Below are 19,440 nucleotides of genomic sequence, written 5' to 3'. Positions count from 1 at the left end.
CGAGCGCGGCGCGCCTTGTAGGCAAACGTTCGGCTGCGCGTTTTCCCGGCTGCGTGCAGATCAGGTTGTAACCTATGTTAATGGCAGCTGCGCCGCGCGATGTGCACGTCACCTCGTCCGCGCACGCTGCGCGAGTTCCCGCACGGCGAGCCGCGATCCGTGCCCGCCGCTGTCGCGCCTGTCCTGATCCTCCTTGCGCCCCTGCGCCATGATCGCGCTGCCCATCGCCGCGGAACCGAAGGTGATGAGGAAGGACGCAAGCAAGAGGCCAAGCGCGACGCCGCCCGAATGGTCGGCGAAGATCAGATCGCGCAGATGCCCGGGATTGAGCCAGAGCAGCCCGCCGACGAGCAGTGCCGCGGCGCAGGCGCCGATCGCAAGGTTGATCGCGAGCAGGCGGAACAGCGGGATGCGGAGGAGGGCGAGACGGCCTGGTCGAGGTTGGTTGTTCGGCATCGCGGTTCGCAACACGCTCTCAGTCGCCATCTCCTACTCACGACCGCGCCGCGCGTGGTGAGGGAGAACGCGTCCATTCATCTCATGTCGCCCGGGCCGCGATATTGATGCACGTCAAGTTCACGCGCAACGTTACGGCGCCACCAGCTCCACCCGTCGGTTCAGCGCGCGGCCGCCATCCGTTGCGTTCGAGCCGACCGGCGCCAGCAATCCGACGCCGGCGGTGCGCAAGCGCGTCGGCACGATGCGGAAGCTCTTCACGAGCTCGGCGGCGACGGCCTCGGCGCGGCGCTTGGAGAGATCGACATTGTATTCATACGCGCCCTGGCTGTCGGTGTGGCCGACGATGAAGACGCTGAGCTGCGGCTGGCTCGTCAGCAGCTTTGCGATCTGCTCCAGTGTCGGCCGGCTCTCCGGCTTCAGCACCGCCTTGTCGGTGTCGAAATAGATGCCGTAGAGCGCGATGTGGCCGGCCTCGCCCAGACCCTTCGCCATCGCGGCGGCGTCCACCATCTTGTTCGCGATCGCGCCAAGCTCGGCGATGGTGACCTGCGCATAGATGTCCTGGTTGTTCTGGCTGACGAGGACGCTGGCCCAGGTCTCGCGCCCGCCTTCGCTCTTGCGGCCGGCGAAATAGCGATAGTTGAAACCGTCGACCCACATCTGCGGCACCGGCAGCGTGTCGACGCTTTCGGTGAAGGGGATGGCGCCGCAGGCGTCGGTGTCGCAGGCCAGCACGGTCTCGAAGCCGGCCTTGGCGAGCTGCGTCTCGAAATTGCGCGACACTTCCAGGATCGAGGGGCCCGGATTGGTGCGATAGGCGATGCGGACGATGCGACCCTCGAGCCGCCGCGCGTCGGTCGGCTGGCCGTCCTTGAAACTGGCTGCCTGCATCCGCGCCGCGTCAAAATCCTTCACCGCATAGCCGGTGACGACGCTGCCGGCGAACCGGCCGATGCCGGGATAGTCGCGGGCGCCCGCGACATCGCGCGTCTGCGCGAAGGCTGTGGCTGCGGGCAGAACGAACAGGGCGACGAGGACAGGCAATCCGGGCATCCGGTGCGGCATGGGCGTGATCTCGGCGTTGGGGTTCAAGGGAGCGCTGCTCCTTAGTCGCATTCCGCGCATGATCGGTTCTGGCGAGGTTTTGCCGCTTTGACGCGAATCCGGTTCCCGGGCATGATCCGCGTCCCCGTCGCGCATATTTTCAGAGGAATTTCCCGCATGTTGAGATCGCTTCTCGCCACCACCGTCGTCCTGTCGCTGGCTGGTGGTACGGCTGAGGCCGCGCGTTGCGGCGGCGACTTCAACAGTTTCGTCGCCAGCATGACCGCGGAAGCGCAGGCCGCAGGCGTCTCTGGGAGCGTGACCAGCGCGGCGTTCAGCGGCATCACCCAGGACGGCGCCGTGCTCGCCTTCGACCGGCGCCAGCGCTACACCTTCAACAAGAGCTTCGAGCAGTATGTCTCGACCCGCGTCGGCCCGGGCCGCATCAACGGCGGCAAGGCGCTGCTGCAGCGCCACGCCGCGCTGCTCTCGCGCATCGAGCAGCAGTTCGGCGTGCCGCGCTACATCCTGGTCGCGATCTGGGGGTTGGAGAGCGATTTCGGCAAGGGCGACATCGGCAAGCTGCCGGTGATCCGCACCCTGGCGACGCTGGCGCATGACTGCCGCCGCACCGACTTGTTCCAGGGCGAGCTGCTCGCCGCCCTCAAGATCGTGCAGCGCGGCGACCTGCCGCTGCGCGACCTCATCGGCGCCTATGCCGGCGAGATCGGCCAGACCCAGTTCCTGCCGTCGTCCTACATCAAGTACGGCGTCGATTTCGACGGCGACGGCCATGTCGACCTCCGCCACAGCGTTCCCGACGTGCTCGCCTCGACCGCGAATCTGCTCCACACCAACGGCTTCAAGATGGGCCAGCCCTACGGCGAAGGCACCGCCAATTTCGAGGCGATGCGCGAGTGGAACAGGGCGGTGGTCTATCGCAAGACCATCGGCTATTTCGCCGATCGGCTGGCGGGGCAGTGACTACATACTCGGCGTCATCGCCTGACTTGATCGGGCGATCCAGCTTGTAGGATGGGTAGAGCGCAGCGAAACCCATCGCGCCCCCTCCTCGCGGAAGCATGATGGGTTTCGCTACGCTCTACCCATCCTACGAATTCACTTCCCCTTCGCCATCTTCTCCAGCTTGCGCTGCAGCGGTGCCCAGTACGTCCCCGGGCGGAAGCGCTGCAGGAGGTCCATGAAGCGGGCGTCGTTGCCGATCAGGATGCGCGGCTCGTTCTTCTCGATGCCCCTGATGATGCGCAGCGCCGCGTCCTTCGGCGTGGTCTTCGCCGCGGTCTCGAACCGCTCGATCATCTGCGAGCGGCGCGCATTGTCGGTGACGCCGGCGCCGGTGCGGGAATTGCGTGCGATCGCGGTGGCGATGCCGCCGGGATGCACCACCGAGAGCTTGACCGGGCTGCCTGCCACCGCAAGCTCGTGGCGCACGCTCTCGGAGAAGCCGCGCACCGCGAACTTGGCCGCGGCATAGGCCGATTGCCCTGGAGGCGCGATGATGCCGAAGATCGAGGAGATGTTGACGATGTGCGCCTCGCCCAGCGTCTTCAGGTGGGGCAGGAAGGCGCGCGTGCCGTGCACCACGCCCCAGAAATTGATGTCGAACAGCCAGTCCATCTGCGCCTGGTCGATCTCCTCGAATGTGCCGAGCAGCGCCACGCCGGCATTGTTGACGACGATGCCGAGCGCGGGATGGGCCGCGATCGCCTCGCCGGCGAAACGCGCGATGTCATCGGGCTCGCTGACGTCGACGCGATGCACGCTGACCTTCCGGCCCGCGCCGATCTCGGCGGCGAGCGACTTCAGCCCGGCCTCGTCGCGATCGGCGAGCGCAAGGTCGCAGCCGCGCTGGGCAAGCTCGACGGCCAGCGCGCGGCCGATGCCGCTTGCGGCTCCTGTAATGGCGGCAGCGCCGCGAATCGCAGTCATGAAATCCCCCCGTCAAGTCCCCGATGATGGAACCACGATTTACATTTTTTTGAAATGAAACCGAACCGTAGCCGCTCTCCGTTTTTAACATACCGTTATCGAGGCAAGCATTGGAGCCGTCGATGGGACAATCAAAGCCATTTCGCGCCACAGCACTCATCGTTGAAGACGACATCATGCAGCGGGAAATGTTGTGTGTCCTGCTGGAAGAGAGCGGGTACGACGTCATCCAGTGCGAGAGTGCCGAAGCGGCCGAGCGCGTGCTGGACAAGAACGCCGGCGCGCTGTGCCTGATGCTGACGGACGTCCAGCTTGCGGGGCGCATGAACGGGGTCGAGCTGGCGCATGTCGCCAAGGACCGCAATCCCCGGCTCGATGTCGTCGTCACCTCCGGCCGCCCCTTGAAGCAGCCCTTGCCCGACGGAGCCAAATTCTGGGCCAAGCCCTGGGCGCCGCTCGACGTGCTGCGCGAGGCCGAGCTCGCGCAGATGAATTGACGGTGATGGATGAACGGCCGAGATGCGGCGGGGCCGTCGCCCTTCGAGGCTCGCCTTGCTTTGCAAGGCGAGCACGTCAGGGTGACGGATGACAGAGTTTGTGCGCAGGGCTTATTCTCGACGTTATGCCGAGGGCCGCGGTCCGGCTTTCTCGCTGCGCGGCGGACTGATAAGGTCGGCCCATGTCCTGGTCCTTCCTGCTCACCTCGCTGATCGTCGTCGCCTCGCCCGGCACAGGCGTGCTCTATACGCTGGCGGCAGCACTCACACGCGGCTCGCGCGCCAGTGTCGCCGCCGCCTTCGGCTGCACGCTCGGGATCGTGCCGCACATGGTCGCGGCGATGCTCGGGCTTGCCGCCGTGCTCCACACCAGTGCGCTCGCCTTCGCCGCGCTGAAATGGGGCGGCGTGCTCTATCTGCTCTACATGTCCTGGCAGGCGCTGCGCGAAACCGGGGCGCTGGCGGTGGACGGCGAGATCAAGGAGCGCTCCAGCGGCCGCGTCGTCGTCACCGGCTTCCTGATCAACATCCTCAATCCCAAACTGTCGATCTTCTTCCTCGCCTTCCTGCCGCAGTTCATCGCGGCGGACGAGGCCTATGTGCTGGCGCGAATGCTGGAATTGAGCGGCGCCTTCATGGCGATGACCTTTGCCGTGTTCGTCGTCTACGGCCTCTGCGCCGCCTCGGTGCGCGAGCGCGTCATCTCCCGCCCCCGCGTCATGGCCTGGCTGCGCCGCAGCTTTGCCGCCGGCTTCGCCGCCCTTGGCGCCAAGCTGGCGTTCGCGGAGAGGTAAGTTCTTAACCTCTCCCCGCTTGCGGGGAGAGGTCGCATCCCATCGGAGATGGGATGCGGGTGAGGGGGTACAGGTCTCACGGAGATCTCATGTGTGGAGAGAGGCCCCTCACCCCGCCCTCCCAGCGCGAGCGTAGCTCGTCGCGGCCCCGCAAGAGCGGGGCGAGGGAGCGATAGAGCGGAGCGAGCTCCACCCAATAAAAAAGCGGGCCTTGCGCCCGCCACCTTCAAACCTGTCCGATCGCTTCCCGACGCCCGGGCGGAGCGAGCTCCACCCGGGCAAAGAAAAAGAAGCCTCGTTACTTCTTCTTCGCCTTCTTGGCCTTCTTCGCCTTCTTCTTCGCCGCCTTCTTCGCTTTCTTAGCCATAGTATCCTCTCAAGGGTTCATGGTTAAACGCGACACGAGGGATGCTCGGCGGAGGGCCAGCCTCGCAACATCCTCGATGACAAACTCAGCAGATTCGCAGGTCTCTGCCCTGTGCTGTCACATCGGTGTCATCGCGTTATCCACAGCTCAGATGCGTTTTTGGGTGATTTTGGCGCGCGAATCCGCTTCGCGCGGGTCGCGACGAGGTCGCGACGAGGTCGCGACGAGGTCGCGACGAGGTCGTGCGGGGGTCGGCGGCATGCCTAACGATCCGACAACGCGGCCGCGCCGTTCATGAATCCAAAACCAAAGGCGCGCTTTGAAGGATCGCAGTGAGATTCCATTAAGCGCAGGTGCGCATCATTCTCCGCAAGAAAACGGGGATGGGTCATGGACGGACGGCTGCCAGGGACGGGGGGCGGGGCGCTGCGCGCGCCGCACGCGCCATGCTGAACGTACCGACACTCTGGACGGTCTTCATCGTCAACTTCCTCGCGCTTGGCCTGATCTGGGCCTATGTGACGCGCTCCTATCCGAAATTCGCCGCCGCACGGTTCTGGATGGCATCGGCGTTCGTCGGCGCAGCCGGCGCCATGACGGCCCTGGTCCGCGTGTTCTTCGCCTCGCCCCTGCCGCTTCTGCTGGGCGCCGCCGGCGTCATGGCGGCGAGCGGCTTTGCCGCCATGGGCATTCAGCGCTTCTACGACCGGCCGGTCTCGTGGCGCCTCATGACCGCAACGCAATGCCTGAGCCTCGCCGGCGTCGTGTTCTTCATGGTCGGCTTCGAGCACATGCAACTGCGTATGCTCAGCTACACGATCGGTCAGGGACTGCCGCTGATGCTGGCGCTGCATCTGCTGCTGTCGCCGCAGGAGGGCCGCGTCAGCCCCGGTGCGCGGCTGTCGGGCATCGTCATTCTCTGCATCATCGGGATCCTGCTGGTGCGCACGGCGGGCAACCTGCTCGGCTATGATTTCTCGGCCGTCGCAGCCGGTCAGACCCACGCCGTCATGGTGCTGGGGCTGCTGTTCCTGTCGATGACGCTCAATTTCGGCTTCCTGCTGATGGCGATGGACCGGCTGCGGGGCGAGGTCGCCGACCTCGCGCTGCTCGACGATCTCACCGGCGTCGCCAACCGCCGCCATCTGCTGCAGCGCCTGTCCGAGGAATGCGCCCGTTCGGAGCGCAGCGGCGAGCCGTTCTCGCTGCTGGTGATCGACCTCGACGGCTTCAAGACCATCAACGACACCCACGGCCATGCCGCGGGCGACGAATGCCTCAGGCACTTCACCCTGATGGCGCAGACGCGCCTGCGGCCCGGCGACATGCTCGCCCGCACCGGCGGCGACGAGTTCTGCGTCGTGCTGCCGTCGTCCTCGCTGCGGGAGGGGGCCATGATCGCCCGCCGCGTGCTCGACGTCTGCCGCCAGGATGCCGCGGCCTGCAGCGGCAAGGACATCCCGATCGCGATCTCCATCGGCGTTGCCGAGTGGGACCGCGGCGTCGGCCAATTCCCGGACCGCCTCATCGCCCACGCCGACCACGCCCTCTATGCCGCCAAGAAGAACGGCAAGAACGATTTCGCGGTCTACGATCCGGCCCCGCCGCTCTTGCCGGAGCCGTTTGGCCCGGCCGTCGGCAAGCGCACATTCGCCTAAAGCCTGCTACGATCGGGTCCGTTGACTGGACCCGCATGATGATGTCTCGCCTGCTCGCGGCCATTCTCGCCGCACTCTTCCTGACCGCCCCAGCCGCTGCAGCCGACGCCGAGTTCGCAAAGCTCGCGCGCGCCTCCGGCACGCCCGACATTCCCGGCCTCAAGATCGTCTGGCTCGCGCCGTGGGGCGATGTCCGCAGCGCCCATCCGTGGCGCAACATCATCGTGCACCAGACCGAGGGGCCGGCGGGCTCGGCGCGCGGCGGCGCCGCCGAGCAGGCCAAGAACCCGACGCGCCGCGGCGTCACCGTGTGGGTCGAGACCGACGGCACAGTCTATTGGGCGGTCGCCGAAAACCTGGTGCCGACCCATGGCGACGGCGCCAACCGCAACGACAACAAGTACATCGACAATCGGCCGACCCATCGCCAGGTGGTGCGCGACAATTCGATCGGCGTCGAGTTCGCCGGCAACTATCCCGACGTCGCGACCGGACCGACCGAGGCGCAGGTCGCGGCCTGGAAGATCCTGGTGAAGGTGCTGCGCGCGCGTTACGACATCCCGCTCGACCACGTCTATGCGCACAACTGGATCGACTACAAGGACGCCCGCTATTGCGAAGGCTGCTGGCTCGCGACGCTGGCCAGGGTCTGGGGCGAGTAGGCGGTTGTCGCCGTGAAGCGGTGCCTTCTTCCTTCTCCCCTTGCGGGAGAAGGTGGCGCAAAGCGCCGGATGAGGGGTATCTCTCCTTAATGCACCGACGTTGAGGGTTTCGTTCGCGGAGGCAACCCCTCACCCGTCTCGCCGCTTCGCCACAGCCGATGCAAAGCATCGGCGTTTTTGAGAACGGCGGCCGAGGGCCGCCTATGCCACCCTCTCCCGCAAGGGGAGAGGGAAGAGCCACTACACCGGCTGCGCCATCCAGCTGAACAGCCGCCGGATCAAGCCCGGCCGACGCGGCACTTCCGGCGGGCCGTCCGCAGCGAGCACGCGCTTGAGGAAGTAGTCCAGGAACACCATGTCGTTCGGCTCGGTGACGGTGAATGTCTCCTCGCCGAAATAGACGCTGTAACTGAAGAAGAACGGCCCCATCAGCGGGATCGTCGCGGTGCCCGCATAATCCTTGGAGATCACGAACTCGGACGGCTCGAGCCCGTGCTCGCGCATCGCCTGCTCGACCAGCGGCAGCTTGCGCATGAACTGGCCGGAAAAGCCGCCGACGGTGGATTGCAGGATGATCGACACGGCGCGTCCACTCGCTCGATGTTGTCGGTCCGGTCTTTCTGGGTCGGTTGACCGGACGCGCGGGTTCAAGGCAAGCTCGTTTTACGGCAGCGAAGGGGAGGGGAATGTGATGGCGGTCTCATCCGGCAGCACGTTATGCGTCGGGCTTGCCCGCACGTCGTGGCGCGGCTTGCGCGCGTTCGGCGTGATGCCGGCGATCGTGCTGTCGCTGTGTACGTCGCTGCTGGTGGCGCTGGAGACGCCGAGCAAGCCCTTCCTCGACAAGAACAGCTTTTATCTCGCCTCCGCCGGCTTCCGCGTGCAGGTCGCCAATGACGCGGCGGGTCAGAAAGCGTTGCGCGCATTGCCGCCGCATCGCTTCGTGGTGCACCGGAACGGCGGAAACGCCCGCTATCTCTACGCCGAGCCGCTGCATTGCGTTTGCATCTTCATCGGCACGCAGGCCGCATATGAGGCCTATCGCGGCATGCTCAGCCGCGGCACTGACCAGCCCGACGTCGTCTCCGCCGACTACAAGACGCAGGCCAGCGCACTGCTCGACGAGACCCCGGCGCAGCTGGAGAATCAGGTCGAGCCGGAATCGCTCGCGGATTATTTTCGCGCGTTTTATTGAGCGCTGCTTCGTAGTCGACTCGCGCTCATCGCCGTACCCACAACTGTCATCGCCCGGCTCGACCGGGCGATCCAGTATCCCAGAGACCTGCGTTTGAGAGTTCGCTCTCGCCACGTCCGCCGCGGAGTACTGGATGCCCCGGTCAAGCCGGGGCATGACACCAAATGTGTGGCCGCGCTTTGCGTCAGGCGAACAGTACCGCCGCCAACAAAAAAGCCGGCGTTGCCGCCGGCTTTTCGTCTTTGTCGATCCGCCAATTCTTACCGCGGCAAGCCTCGCACTTAGTGCGCGGCTTCCAGCGCGGCCTGTTCCTGCCTTGCGATCGTGCCCTTGACCGCGGACTGCACCTTCTCGAAGGCGCGGACCTCGATCTGGCGGACGCGCTCGCGCGACACGCCGAACTCGGCGGCAAGGTCTTCCAGCGTCATCGGCTCATCGGCGAGGCGACGGGCCTCGAAGATGCGGCGTTCGCGCGGGTTGAGCACGCCCATGGCGCCGTTCAGCGCGTCACGGCGGTGATCATACTCCTCGTGCTCGGCCAGCATGGCTTCCTGGTTGGGCGTATTGTCGACCAGCCAGTCCTGCCATTCGCCGGCTTCGCCGTCGTCGCGGATCGGGGCGTTGAGCGACGCGTCGCCACCGAGGCGGCGGTTCATGTCGATCACGTCCTGATCGGTCACGCCGAGACGCTTGGCAATGATCTTCACCTGGTCGGGGCGGAGATCGCCCTCGTCCAGCGCGTTGATCTTGCTCTTCGCCTTGCGCAGGTTGAAGAACAGCTTCTTCTGGTTCGCGGTGGTGCCCATCTTCACGAGCGACCAGGAACGCAGGATGTACTCTTGAATCGACGCCTTGATCCACCACATCGCGTAGGTGGCGAGACGGAACCCCTTCTCGGGTTCGAAACGCTTCACCGCCTGCATCAGGCCGACATTGCCTTCCGAGACGACCTCGGAGATCGGCAGGCCGTAGCCGCGATAGCCCATGGCGATCTTGGCCACGAGGCGGAGATGGCTGGTGACGAGTTGGTGCGCCGCGTCGCGATCGTCATGCTCACGCCAACGCTTGGCGAGCATGTATTCCTGCTGGGGTTCCAGCATCGGGAACTTGCGGATCTCGGCGAGGTAGCGAGAAAGGCCGGATTCTCCATTGAGGACCGGCAAAGCAGCGGTACGGGCCATAGTGCGCCCTCCAAAAGGTTCAGGCCCCCGATAGCGGCGGGCCAGGCAGACGACCGCTGTGTCAAAGCCGGCCGGGCTGCGATGTTCCGTTGGTCATTTCCAACGCAGGCGCAATATACCCCATGGGGGGGCGAAAAGGGAAGGATTGCTGACGTCACGTCCCCGTGTGGCAGCTATAACTTTTTGTAATGTAACGCCTTTCTTAAACGGCCTGCGTCATAGCGCCGCTTTGAGAGCGCCTTGGAGGAGCAGCAAATCCTCCGGCAGAGGCGCCTCCCAGTGGAGTAATTCTCCAGTCCTCGGGTGCTCCAATACCAGGAGATAGGCATGCAGGGCCTGCCGTCCAAGGGCGGCCAGGGCGCCTTGCGACTCCGGCCCGAGCTGGTTCGCCTTGGTCTTGAAATGCGGGCCATAGACGGCATCGCCCATCAGGGGGTGGCCGATATGGGCGAGGTGGACACGGATCTGATGGGTGCGGCCAGTCTCGAGCTCGCAGGTGAGCAGGGCGGCGACCGGTTTGCCGTCACGCCCGGAAAAGCTTTCCAGGATCTCCCAATGGGTCACCGCCTCGCGGCCGCCCTGGCGCACCGCCATCTTCTCGCGGGCATGCGGATGGCGGTCGATCGGCGCATCGACGGTGCCGCGATGACGGTTCGGCACACCCCAGGCAAAGGCCATGTAGCCGCGCCGCATCTCGCCGGTGCGGCCGTGATCGGCGAACTGCGCCGACAGCGAGGCATGCGCCATGTCGTTCTTGGCGACCACCATCAGTCCGGTGGTGTCCTTGTCCAGCCGGTGCACGATGCCGGGCCGGCGCACCCCGCCGATGCCCGACAGCGAGGCGCCGCAATGGGCGATCAGCGCGTTCACCAGCGTGCCGGTCTCGTGCCCGGCCGCGGGGTGCACGACCAGCCCCTTGGGCTTGTTGATGACGATGATGTCGTCGTCCTCGAACACGATATCGAGGGCGATCTCCTCCCCCTTCGGCTCGGCGGGCGCGGCCTCCGGCACGTCGATTATGATCGTATCGCCGGAGGCGACATGATAAGCGGGGTCGCGGACTGCGGTGGCCTTCAGGCTCACCGCGCCCGCAAGGATCAGGGCTTTGAGCCTCGATCGCGACAGCTCCGGCAGGCGCGCCGCCAGCACGCGGTCGAGCCGGGGCGAGCCCTCGTCGCCTTCGACCACGACCTCCAACCTCTGCGCTGAACCTGAGCTTTCCATGACGACGTCTGATACCGCTGTTCCCGAACCGACCCCCGAGCAGGCCGCGCTATTTGCGCGGGTGCGGCGGATGATGCTGATCGCGGGGCTGACGACGGCGCTGGCTGTCTGCGCCGTCCTGATCGCGGTGGGCTACCGCCTTTTCAAGTCGGAGGGAAGGGCGGTCGAGACCGCCGGCGACGTCACCGCCACCCTGCCGAAGGGCGCCAGGATCGTATCGACCGGGGTCGCCGGCGACCGCCTCGTGGTCACGCTGGATGTCGGCGGGGTCACCGAGATCCGTACCTTCGATGCCCACACCCTGAAGCCCGCCGGAAAGCTGAAATTCGCCAACGAGCCCTAAGGGCGGCGCGATCTGGGGATCGTGCCCGCTCCGCCTTGTCTCTGCGTTGTCTTGCCGCGCAACTTCTGATTTAGCTTTTGCAGGGGAAGTTGAGCCGGGACCGGGAATGGGGCGCATCAAGTCACTCGTCGTCGCGATGATAGCCGTCGTCGGAACGTTCGGCTGTGCTGGATTTGCGGCGCTTGCAGAGCCGGCCAAGCAGCTCGCGGCCGCTCCCGTCAAACAGGCCGGACTCGCGGCGCCGGCCAAGCAACCCGCAGCACAGGCCAAGGCCAAGCCGGCAGGCTCGCGCAACGCGCGGCTCTATTTCCTGCGCGAGAAGGGCATTTTGGGCGCGATGGGCGGGCTCGCCGCCTCCACCGAGATTCTGATCGACGGCAAGTCCGCCGGAAAGGTCGAGATGGGGACGTTCTTCGTCGTCGACCGGCCGCCCGGCCTCACCAAGATCGCCACCCACATGAAGCTGGCGATGGCGGATTATGAGATCGAAGTCCCGATCGAGGCCGGCAAGACCTATTACTTCGGCGTCGGCACCCGGCGCGGCGGCGCCCCCGTGCAGGACCTGCTCAACCAGGCTATCGCGGGCAGCAGCGGCGAGCAGATCCGCTCGTCATCGCCCTTCAAGGCCTCTTTCGCCGGCGCCGGCCTGTTCCGGTTTGAGCCTGCCGCCGGTGCCGCCGCGATCGAGAAACTGAAGACGCCGTGAGTGTTCCCGGCGGTTTTGCGGGGCGCGCGCACCCGACAAGGCCGTCGCGCCGTTAAGCCTGAACCGCACTCATCGTGAATATCCGGGATTTTCGCACCCCATCGAGGCTTGCCGTGGGCAAAATTCGCGGCTATGTCCTGTCCCTCACGCTCCCTTCGTCTAGCGGTTAGGACGCGGCCCTCTCAAGGCTGAAACAGGGGTTCGATTCCCCTAGGGAGCGCCAGCGGCTTTCAAAAAGCGCTGTGATTTCCGGTTGGTTGCGGCCAACTCAACGCTGCAGATTTCGCAAGGATTAGACCGTCGCCGGCAAGCGCGACGCTCGCCGGCGATGCTTGGATGGCCTATCGATCCTGGCGTCATTGCCGGATCAGCCTCACCACGTCCTGCCTCAGCAGATAGAACGACACCGCCAGCAGAACGACGTCCTTCATCAGGAAGGGCACGTTGCCCGTCATCGCGGGGAAGCCTCCGGCTGCGACGTCCCAGCCGTCCGGCATGAAGGGAATGATGGTGACCGTGGCGATGAAGGTGCCGGTTGAGCCCAGCGCGCCGAGAATGCCGAGCGGCCTGTTCCAGAAGCCGGCGAACAGCAGTGTCCCGAAGGTCCACTCGGACACGCCGAGGAAATAGCTGGCGCCGGCGTGGCCAAAGACGGGATAGAGCCACCAGATTAGCGGCCCGTTGCTGATGAACGGGACCAGCCTCTCGAACTCGTACGGAAACCACTTCTGGTAGCCGAAGAAGAGAAACATGATCACCATCGACGCTCGCACGAAATGGTAGTCGAGGTCCTCCGCGAGCAGGCCGGACTTCTGCAGCGCGCGGACAAGCGGATTGTGTGTGGTGCTGGCAATTGCGCTCATGGTCGTGATCCTTTCATGCAAGATCTGACTTGCGGTCGCTTCACGCGATCGCGGGGAAGTCGATCTCGGTGTCGTTGATGCGGTTGAAGACGTTGGTGAAGACGGTGGTCGCGAAGGCCAGGCTGATCTCGACGAGCTGCGCGTCGGTGTAGCCGGCGGCCTTGATCGCGGCGAAATCCGCGTCGCTGACGGTGCCGCTGGACTGCGCGAGCGTGCGGACGAAGCGGATCAGCGCATCGCGCTTGTCGTCGCCGGTCGGCTGGTCTTCCCGGATCTGCTTCAGCTGCTCGGGCTTCAGGCCCGCGAGCTTGCCGAGCAGGCTGTGCGCGGCCACGCAGTAGTCGCAACCGGCGACCCCGGAGATAACCAGCTTGATGGTTTCCTGGTCCCGCTTGGAGAGCGAGCCCGAAGCGAGCACGCTGTCGGCGAGCAGGATGGCCTTGAGCGCGTCCGGCCCATGGGCACCGATCGCGGCGAAGGTGTTCGGCACGCTGCCGATCGCCTTCTTGATCTGGCCATAGACCTCGGCAGTCGCGCCGGTTGCGGAGTCGAGACTGGGAACGGAAAGACGGGACATTGTGGGCACTCCTCGGTTCGGGTGATGAACGATCGCGGAGTGACAATAGGATCGGCGATTGATACTATTAATGCCTGTATTTCTCGATTATATGCTCAATCGTCTCATATAGAGATCGTGGAGGAGCGCCGTGGACTGGCTGAGCCGGTTGTTCGAGATGATGCCGGTGCGCGGGCGCCTCGATCTGCGCTGCTCCTACGGCACGCCCTGGCGCATCGACCAGGGACCGGGTGCGGCCAACGAAATCCCCTATCACGCCGTGCTTGCCGGCTCGGCGATGCTGGACGATCCGGCTGGAGGCCGGCCGCTGCGGCTCAAAGCCGGCGACATCCTGCTGCTTCCCGCCAATCCCCGTCACGTCATGCACGACGGCAGCGGGGCCGCGCCGCAACCGGCGCAGAACCGCGCGGTCCTCAATTTCACCATCAGCGAAAATCCCGGCGCGGGCGACCGGCTCGATCTGCTGTGCGGACATTTCGCCATCGCGCCGCCGCACGACCGCCTCCTGCGCAGCTATCTCCCGCCGCGTCTCGTCGTGCATGCGGGTGACGATGCCGGCGACGACGACACGGCAAGGCAACTCGCCGGTCTCGTTGCGCTTATGCGTGGCGAGTCCACAGGCGATCGTCTCGGCGGCCGCGCGATGCTGAACGCGCTCTCGAGTGCGATGTTCGCGCTGGTCTTGCGGCTCGCCAGCCTTACCGGCGATGCGCCGCGCGGTCTGCTCGCGCTCGCCGGTCATCCGCGCCTCGCGCCGGCGATGGCGGCTCTTTTCAACGAGCCGGCGCGTGCATGGTCGCTGCCCGAGCTGGCGCGTCTGTGCGGCATGTCGCGCGCGACGCTCGCGCGGCAATTCCAGGAGAAGCTCGGCCGCTCGGCCGCCGATCTCCTCACCGATATAAGGATGGCGCGCGCGGCGAACGAACTGAGGGCATCATCGCTTTCGACCGGCGCCGTCGCGGAAGCTGTCGGCTATCAATCCGAAGCGGCGTTCCAGCGCGCCTTCAAGAGCCACATGGGCATCACGCCGGCACAGTGGCGAAAAGCCGAGGCCGCCGCGGCGAGATCGTCGGAGAATGTGTCCGGCTGACGCCTTGCAGCCGCTCGCTCACGCCGTCGTGCCGTCGATCGAGCGGCGGATCACCCGCTGCACTTCCGCGTTCGACAGAAACAGATCGTGGTTGATGATGCCCCAGCCTTCCTGCGAGGCATCGACCACGCGCACGCCGAGCCGCGCGATGGCGGCTTTCTCGGCCGCGCCAACCCTGGTCATTCCGCCGGCGATCTGGCCGGACAGCGCGAGGGCACGATCGTTCGTCGCGGCGATCACGGTGATCTTGCCGGCGAGCGGGCCGATGCGCTGGATCGCCGACGAGAACACGTCCATGTCGATATCGGGCGCGGCAAACACGACCGCGCCGATCCTGCCCGTGACCGTGTCGCCGTATCGCGCGTAGAGCTGGCGCAGGCTTTCGAGCGTCAGCATGGTTCCCATGCTGTGCGCGACGATGTTGACGCGGCCGCCGCTCGGCGCCGACACCAGCGCGGAGAGCACGCGCTCGAAATCGTCGCGAGACCACATCGCGCTGTCGCGGTCATAGGCATAGTCGAAAAATCCCGCCTTGGAGGGCCAGGAGAACACCATGGTCCGGCCGCGGAACCTGATCCCGTCGGAAAGATGGGCGGCATCCAGCACCGCCGTCTCGAATGTCTGCTTGAAGCCGTGCACGTAGATCAGCACGTCGCCTGCGCCGGCCTGCGCGGCGAGATCGCCGGAATCAGCCGACACCGGTTCGATCCGGTCGAGACGCCAATCGCCGAGGCCGACTGAGGCGAGCGAAAGACGGCTCTCGTCCGGAGCCACCAGCCTCGCCCGCGCGACCGTCATGCTCGTCGCGCGCTCCGGCCCGAACCATGGTTTGGTGCGGCCGCCGCCCACGGGCTTGCGCGTGGTGGTGACAAGCACTGTGGGATCGGCGGAGAGCGACGAGGCGTCGTAGCGCGCGCCGGTCGCACCCAGGCCGGTGCATCCGCCGAGCGCGAGGGCGCTTCCCGCCGACACAAATCCGCCGAGGAGAGCGCGGCGCGAAACGGAATGACGGGAGTAAGGTTGCTGAAGACGTCGGACGATCACAGGGAACCCCAGGGAACTTGCCCACCGTAACGCCGCCCCGCCGTCTCCCTGAATGACAATGGGGGCGAGAACACGGCGGCGGCGGCTTTGCGGTCGGTTCCAAGTCGTGGCACTCGCGTTCGCCGCGTCGGCCCAACGAGAACAGATCAGATCGCTCTCATACGGCTTCGGCTGTTGGATCGAGCATGAAGGGAGCAGCGTCTTCCTGAGCGACTATGAAACCGTACGCCCTAAGGGCGGTAGCGCAACGTCGATCCGATTAAGCAATTTCCTAAGGTCAGTGAGTAGCGCTCCTCTCAGCTGGAACGTCTTGCTTCGCTGACGAGCCACCCAGCAACAGTTCTTCCATCTGCTGCGAAAGCTTTCGAGCGGCATTCTCTGCCTTAGCCAGCTTGGACTGCTTTCTTTCGTAGTCTTCTCGTTGCCATTTCGAAACGGCAGAATCCACCTCACAACTAAAAGCTGAAATCAGCCCGCCCTTATCTTCAATTCCTACTCCGCCGTTCTCTTCTGCGATATCGATCGCAAATCGACGAACAACTACATTCTTTTGTGAGTCGAGAATGTACGGAAGGAGTTGCTCGCCGAGTTTAGGATGATCAAGGCGATCATATCGAAATCTATCTTGCGTGTTAAAATCATGCAGTTCAGCGCGATCAAACCGTAGTAGGAGGCCGTTCACCAGCGCTTCTCGTGCTTGTGGTGATGCTGATGCGACGTCGCTGCGAAGAAGAATATCTGGGTCAGTTTCGGCAAGCGTGTTGAACAAAGTATCGTCCATGCTCGCAAGCCAGGCGGAAACCTCGTGCAATTGGGGAGGAATCCGTCGATCTTCTGAGGAACGTAGAAACTCCAGGATATTCTGAGGGGCGAGGCCGCGCTCGATCAGGTAGTAGGCAGCGAGAAATTCGGCGAAGGTCTGATGGCTCCACGCGAAGAGAGAATCAGTGACTCGGGTAAAAAGTGGTGACAGTAATGTTTGATGAAGCTCGACGTCCCCGACCTGGAAGGTTCCGCTGGGAGCTGGCTCGTAGCCTCCGGCTATTTCTGAGATTGCGACTATTCCTGTGATGCGGCCCAGCGAGATGATATCTGCGAGTTCACCGCTCGCGAGAGTGTTCTGTGCCTCCAACCGAATCTCGCTCGACTTGCCGAGACCTGGTGCTCCAAGTAACACTAGACAAGGGACATCTCTGAGGGATGGGAGGCTTACACCTGCGTCCTGATTCCCGGATCGCTTAAGCTCTGCGCCCAACTGACGCCATTGCCGCTGCCAAAGGTGGAAGTGCCGCGATTTCATCATGCCCCCTTGCAACTATCAGATGATAAGATGCTGCCGCTCGACCAATATGTCGCGGCCCTTTGATTGCCAACTAATCTTTGGGCGTAAGGCCCTGTTCCTGGTGGAGAACAAATTCAGGGCTAGGTCTCGACGCACAGCGAAGAAGCGTTTTGGCGAGATCAGACTTTCATTGGCGTTTCGGACAATCGATTTCGTCGTCAAGTCCCCCTGGTAAAAATATTCCACTTTACCGAAATTCGGATTTGTCGTATGTCTCGCCCATCCCAGCCCACCAAAGGGGCGGTCGTACGTCGTTTCGAGCGCGGGTCGGGAGTTGCGGTGGACGCGGGCGGCGTTGAAGGCGGGCTTGTTGCGTGCAGGGCGAGATGAACCTCGTGAGCATGACGGCACTTGCGAAGACGGACGGCGCTCAATGTCTTGCGAAGCCCTCGGGCCAGGGAGCCCTGGGGCGATGCGAGAAAGCCTGCGTACGGCGAAACCGTGTGGTCCTGGCCGTCGTTGCTACGGTCAAGCCCTCGCGAAGGCGTCACGCGCGTCAACCGGCGCGGTGGCGTGATTTTCGCGGAGGCGAGGGAGGCCAGAAGGAACTCGGCTCCCGGGAGAGCGCGGCATAGGCCGTCAAACCATCGCGCAGGGAAGGCCTGGTCTCGGCTGCCCTGTGTCTCCCCTGTGCATTGCGTGTGCATTCGTTCAGCGCAGGGGTTTTGTGGGTGCCAGCCGGCGCCCGGTCTTCCCTGCGCCCTTTCTTCCGAGGGTGTGAAGCGAAGCAAGGCTCGGGCAGATCATGCCGCGAGGATGCGCGCGCATGCCAATATGTTGCGCGTCGATCCCCACACACTCCCTGCGCTCGCGGCCTCACATGCAAGCATGCAGCATCGGCATCCGTGGTGGTGGTCGTTCCCGCCAAAATCTGCACTATGCGCCCCGCGCCTCCGGAGCTGCTGCCGGGTCTTCGGAGGTCATTTGCAATAGCTTTTCGGAGTGACGAGATGAGCGGTTTGGTGATCTCTGGCGGTCGGGTGGTGGATCCCGCGAGCGGGATGGACGCCGTCGGCGACGTGGCGGTGGTGGACGGCAGGATCGCGGCCGTCGGCACGGGTCTTGGCGGCGCCGAGCGGGTGATCGACGCCACCGGCCTCGTGGTCGCACCCGGCTTCATCGATCTGCACGCCCACGGCCAGTCGATCCCGGCCGACCGCATGCAGGCGTTCGACGGCGTGACGACGACGCTCGATCTCGAGGCCGGCGTGCTCCCGGTCGGCTCCTGGTACGAGCGCCAGGCGCGCAAGGGGCGCGTGCTGAATTACGGCGCCGCCACCAACTGGGCCTTCGCGCGCATCGGCGCGATGACGGGCTCCAATGCCGAGAGCTCGCTCGAGGCGTTCGGCAACGCCATGCGCGACCGCCGCTGGATGGACAATGTCGCGACCGATGCGGAAGTCTCGGGCATTCTCGAGCGTCTTTCGCGCGGCCTCAACGAGGGCGGCATCGGCATCGGCATCCTGAACGCCTACGCGCCGGGCGCCGGCGTGCAGGAGCTGACCGCGGTCTGCCAGCTCGCAGCCAAACAGGACGTGCCGACCTTCACCCACGTCGCCTTCATGTCGCGCATCGACCCCGAGAGCGCGGTCGAAGCCTATATCCGCCTGATCGGCTATGCCGGCGCCACCGGCGCGCACATGCACATCTGCCATTTCAACTCGTCGAGCAAGACCGACATCGAGCGTTGCCGCGTGCTGATCGAGAAGGCGCAGGCGCAGGGCCTGCCGATCACGGTCGAGGCTTATCCCTACGGCACCGGCTCGACCGTGCTGGCCGCGGCGTTCTTCAGCGATCCCCAATTCGTCGAGCGCAATGGCACCGGCTATGATTCCGTGCAGCGCGTGACCGACGGCTATCGCTTCCACGACCGCGAGGAGCTCCTGAAGGCGCAGGCGGAAGAGCCGTCCTCGCTGGTGCTCTGGCACATCCTCGACACCGAGCACAATGCACATCACCGCGACCTGCTCGACATGTCGGTGCTGTATCCCGGCGGCGCCATAGCATCCGACGCGATGCCGTGGACAACGTCGGACGGCAAGACCTACACCGGCGATGCCTGGCCGCTGCCTGACGATGCCACCTCGCATCCGCGCTCGGCCGGCTGCTTCACGAAATTCATCCGCGAATGGGTGCGCGAACGCAAGGCCGTGTCCCTGCTCGAGGGCGTGCGCAAATGCGCGCTGATCCCGGCCGAAATCCTGTCGCAGAGCACGCCCGCGATGCGCGCCAAGGGCCGGCTCGCCAAGGACGCGGATGCTGACATCGTGGTGTTCGACTACGAGAAGCTTTCCGACCGCGCCACCTTCACGGCAATGAACCGCCCCTCCGAAGGCGTGCGGCATCTCGTCGTCAGCGGCCAGGTGCTGATCAGCGACGGCGTGCTGGATGTCGCGGCGCGGCCCGGAAAGCCGGTGCGCCGCCCCGTCGTCGGGGGCTGATCC

The 19,440-nt window shown here is 65.0% G+C and carries 20 protein-coding genes and 1 tRNA gene; 11 read left to right on the top strand and 10 right to left on the bottom strand.

Annotated elements, in window-relative coordinates; genetic code table 11:
- Positions 1-108 precede the first annotated feature (108 nt).
- Both JQ617_RS33625 and JQ617_RS33620 read right to left on the bottom strand, forming a co-directional pair.
- A complete protein-coding gene (locus JQ617_RS33625) occupies positions 109-456 on the bottom strand; it encodes a hypothetical protein (protein ID WP_212030185.1) in 348 nt (115 codons plus the stop codon).
- 132 nt (positions 457-588) lie between these two features.
- Complete coding sequence (locus JQ617_RS33620) at positions 589-1,512, bottom strand: OmpA family protein (RefSeq protein WP_212030184.1); 924 nt, start codon at positions 1,510-1,512, stop codon at positions 589-591.
- 168 nt (positions 1,513-1,680) lie between these two features.
- Here JQ617_RS33620 and JQ617_RS33615 point away from each other — a divergent pair, with 168 nt between their 5' ends.
- A complete protein-coding gene (locus JQ617_RS33615; protein WP_212030121.1) occupies positions 1,681-2,487 on the top strand; it encodes a lytic murein transglycosylase in 807 nt (268 codons plus the stop codon).
- Between the two features lie 135 nt (positions 2,488-2,622).
- On the opposite strand, the gene JQ617_RS33610 is transcribed toward JQ617_RS33615, so the two are convergent.
- On the bottom strand, positions 2,623-3,453 hold the full coding sequence (locus JQ617_RS33610) for an SDR family NAD(P)-dependent oxidoreductase (protein ID WP_212030120.1): 831 nt from the start codon (positions 3,451-3,453) through the stop codon (positions 2,623-2,625).
- 122 nt (positions 3,454-3,575) lie between these two features.
- Here JQ617_RS33610 and JQ617_RS33605 point away from each other — a divergent pair, with 122 nt between their 5' ends.
- The 4 genes from JQ617_RS33605 (at position 3,576) to JQ617_RS33590 (ending at position 7,431) form a co-directional block, all read left to right on the top strand.
- Positions 3,576-3,950, top strand: a complete 375-nt coding sequence (locus JQ617_RS33605; protein ID WP_212030119.1) for a response regulator — start codon at positions 3,576-3,578, stop codon at positions 3,948-3,950.
- Positions 3,951-4,132: 182 nt separating this feature from the next.
- Entirely contained in the window at positions 4,133-4,744 is a 612-nt protein-coding gene (locus JQ617_RS33600) for a LysE family translocator (protein ID WP_212030118.1), read from the top strand.
- Between the two features lie 813 nt (positions 4,745-5,557).
- Positions 5,558-6,769: a GGDEF domain-containing protein gene (locus tag JQ617_RS33595; RefSeq protein WP_212030117.1), complete on the top strand. Its 1,212-nt coding sequence runs from the start codon at positions 5,558-5,560 to the stop codon at positions 6,767-6,769.
- 35 nt (positions 6,770-6,804) lie between these two features.
- Complete coding sequence (locus tag JQ617_RS33590) at positions 6,805-7,431, top strand: peptidoglycan recognition protein family protein (RefSeq protein WP_212030116.1); 627 nt, start codon at positions 6,805-6,807, stop codon at positions 7,429-7,431.
- A 240-nt stretch (positions 7,432-7,671) separates the two neighbouring features.
- Here JQ617_RS33590 and JQ617_RS33585 read toward each other — a convergent pair whose 3' ends face one another.
- Positions 7,672-8,013 (bottom strand): hypothetical protein, encoded by a 342-nt coding sequence (locus JQ617_RS33585; RefSeq protein ID WP_212030115.1) that lies wholly within the window; start codon positions 8,011-8,013, stop codon positions 7,672-7,674.
- On the opposite strand from JQ617_RS33585, the gene JQ617_RS33580 reads away from it, so the two are divergent.
- Entirely contained in the window at positions 8,003-8,626 is a 624-nt protein-coding gene (locus JQ617_RS33580) for a hypothetical protein (protein WP_249157750.1), read from the top strand. The genes JQ617_RS33585 and JQ617_RS33580 overlap by 11 nt on opposite strands.
- Positions 8,627-8,907: 281 nt before the next feature.
- Here JQ617_RS33580 and rpoH read toward each other — a convergent pair whose 3' ends face one another.
- Both rpoH and JQ617_RS33570 read right to left on the bottom strand, forming a co-directional pair.
- Positions 8,908-9,807, bottom strand: coding sequence for an RNA polymerase sigma factor RpoH (gene rpoH, locus JQ617_RS33575; protein ID WP_063687515.1), 900 nt, complete (start codon positions 9,805-9,807; stop codon positions 8,908-8,910).
- 216 nt (positions 9,808-10,023) lie between these two features.
- Positions 10,024-11,031 (bottom strand): RluA family pseudouridine synthase, encoded by a 1,008-nt coding sequence (locus tag JQ617_RS33570; RefSeq protein WP_212030114.1) that lies wholly within the window; start codon positions 11,029-11,031, stop codon positions 10,024-10,026.
- Between JQ617_RS33570 and JQ617_RS33565 the strand changes: the two genes are divergently transcribed.
- From JQ617_RS33565 to JQ617_RS33555, 3 genes are all read left to right on the top strand, one after another.
- A complete protein-coding gene (locus tag JQ617_RS33565) occupies positions 11,030-11,374 on the top strand; it encodes a hypothetical protein (RefSeq protein WP_063687519.1) in 345 nt (114 codons plus the stop codon). The two genes, JQ617_RS33570 and JQ617_RS33565, sit on opposite strands and share 2 nt — an antisense overlap.
- Positions 11,375-11,480: 106 nt before the next feature.
- Positions 11,481-12,080 (top strand): DUF2846 domain-containing protein, encoded by a 600-nt coding sequence (locus JQ617_RS33560; RefSeq protein ID WP_212030113.1) that lies wholly within the window; start codon positions 11,481-11,483, stop codon positions 12,078-12,080.
- 148 nt (positions 12,081-12,228) lie between these two features.
- Positions 12,229-12,303: transfer RNA gene (locus tag JQ617_RS33555), tRNA-Glu, on the top strand.
- Positions 12,304-12,436: 133 nt separating this feature from the next.
- Here JQ617_RS33555 and JQ617_RS33550 read toward each other — a convergent pair.
- Together JQ617_RS33550 and JQ617_RS33545 are read right to left on the bottom strand one after the other, a co-directional pair.
- Complete coding sequence (locus tag JQ617_RS33550; RefSeq protein WP_212030112.1) at positions 12,437-12,943, bottom strand: YkgB family protein; 507 nt, start codon at positions 12,941-12,943, stop codon at positions 12,437-12,439.
- Between the two features lie 40 nt (positions 12,944-12,983).
- Complete coding sequence (locus tag JQ617_RS33545; RefSeq protein ID WP_212030111.1) at positions 12,984-13,520, bottom strand: carboxymuconolactone decarboxylase family protein; 537 nt, start codon at positions 13,518-13,520, stop codon at positions 12,984-12,986.
- Positions 13,521-13,650: 130 nt separating this feature from the next.
- Between JQ617_RS33545 and JQ617_RS33540 the strand changes: the two genes are divergently transcribed.
- Positions 13,651-14,610: an AraC family transcriptional regulator gene (locus JQ617_RS33540; RefSeq protein WP_212030110.1), complete on the top strand. Its 960-nt coding sequence runs from the start codon at positions 13,651-13,653 to the stop codon at positions 14,608-14,610.
- Between the two features lie 18 nt (positions 14,611-14,628).
- Here JQ617_RS33540 and JQ617_RS33535 read toward each other — a convergent pair whose 3' ends face one another.
- The gene (locus tag JQ617_RS33535; protein WP_212030109.1) at positions 14,629-15,654 is read right to left on the bottom strand and encodes an alpha/beta hydrolase; all 1,026 of its coding nucleotides are present in this window, start codon (positions 15,652-15,654) and stop codon (positions 14,629-14,631) included.
- Between the two features lie 277 nt (positions 15,655-15,931).
- A complete protein-coding gene (locus tag JQ617_RS33530) occupies positions 15,932-16,786 on the bottom strand; it encodes an NACHT domain-containing protein (protein ID WP_212030108.1) in 855 nt (284 codons plus the stop codon).
- A 1,088-nt stretch (positions 16,787-17,874) separates the two neighbouring features.
- On the opposite strand from JQ617_RS33530, the gene JQ617_RS33525 reads away from it, so the two are divergent.
- A complete protein-coding gene (locus tag JQ617_RS33525; RefSeq protein ID WP_502754908.1) occupies positions 17,875-19,437 on the top strand; it encodes an amidohydrolase family protein in 1,563 nt (520 codons plus the stop codon).
- The last annotated feature ends 3 nt before the right edge of the window (positions 19,438-19,440 follow it).

It is taken from the genome of Bradyrhizobium sp. KB893862 SZCCT0404, from assembly GCF_018130885.1.
GTDB lineage: Bacteria > Pseudomonadota > Alphaproteobacteria > Rhizobiales > Xanthobacteraceae > Bradyrhizobium > Bradyrhizobium stylosanthis.
This window is presented reverse-complemented; position numbering and strand designations above follow the sequence as displayed.

Bases quoted from the DNA above. Each gene is read 5' to 3' on its own strand.
- JQ617_RS33625 (WP_212030185.1), bottom strand. From the start codon at position 456: ATGCCGAACAACCAACCTCGACCAGGCCGTCTCGCCCTCCTCCGCATC.
- JQ617_RS33620 (WP_212030184.1), bottom strand. From the start codon at position 1,512: ATGCCCGGATTGCCTGTCCTCGTCGCCCTGTTCGTTCTGCCCGCAGCC.
- JQ617_RS33615 (WP_212030121.1), top strand. From the start codon at position 1,681: ATGTTGAGATCGCTTCTCGCCACCACCGTCGTCCTGTCGCTGGCTGGT.
- JQ617_RS33610 (WP_212030120.1), bottom strand. From the start codon at position 3,453: ATGACTGCGATTCGCGGCGCTGCCGCCATTACAGGAGCCGCAAGCGGC.
- JQ617_RS33605 (WP_212030119.1), top strand. From the start codon at position 3,576: ATGGGACAATCAAAGCCATTTCGCGCCACAGCACTCATCGTTGAAGAC.
- JQ617_RS33600 (WP_212030118.1), top strand. From the start codon at position 4,133: ATGTCCTGGTCCTTCCTGCTCACCTCGCTGATCGTCGTCGCCTCGCCC.
- JQ617_RS33595 (WP_212030117.1), top strand. From the start codon at position 5,558: ATGCTGAACGTACCGACACTCTGGACGGTCTTCATCGTCAACTTCCTC.
- JQ617_RS33590 (WP_212030116.1), top strand. From the start codon at position 6,805: ATGATGATGTCTCGCCTGCTCGCGGCCATTCTCGCCGCACTCTTCCTG.
- JQ617_RS33580 (WP_249157750.1), top strand. From the start codon at position 8,003: ATGATCGACACGGCGCGTCCACTCGCTCGATGTTGTCGGTCCGGTCTT.
- rpoH (WP_063687515.1), bottom strand. From the start codon at position 9,807: ATGGCCCGTACCGCTGCTTTGCCGGTCCTCAATGGAGAATCCGGCCTT.
- JQ617_RS33565 (WP_063687519.1), top strand. From the start codon at position 11,030: ATGACGACGTCTGATACCGCTGTTCCCGAACCGACCCCCGAGCAGGCC.
- JQ617_RS33570 (WP_212030114.1), bottom strand. From the start codon at position 11,031: ATGGAAAGCTCAGGTTCAGCGCAGAGGTTGGAGGTCGTGGTCGAAGGC.
- JQ617_RS33560 (WP_212030113.1), top strand. From the start codon at position 11,481: ATGGGGCGCATCAAGTCACTCGTCGTCGCGATGATAGCCGTCGTCGGA.
- JQ617_RS33550 (WP_212030112.1), bottom strand. From the start codon at position 12,943: ATGAGCGCAATTGCCAGCACCACACACAATCCGCTTGTCCGCGCGCTG.
- JQ617_RS33545 (WP_212030111.1), bottom strand. From the start codon at position 13,520: ATGTCCCGTCTTTCCGTTCCCAGTCTCGACTCCGCAACCGGCGCGACT.
- JQ617_RS33525 (WP_502754908.1), top strand. From the start codon at position 17,875: ATGCGCCCCGCGCCTCCGGAGCTGCTGCCGGGTCTTCGGAGGTCATTT.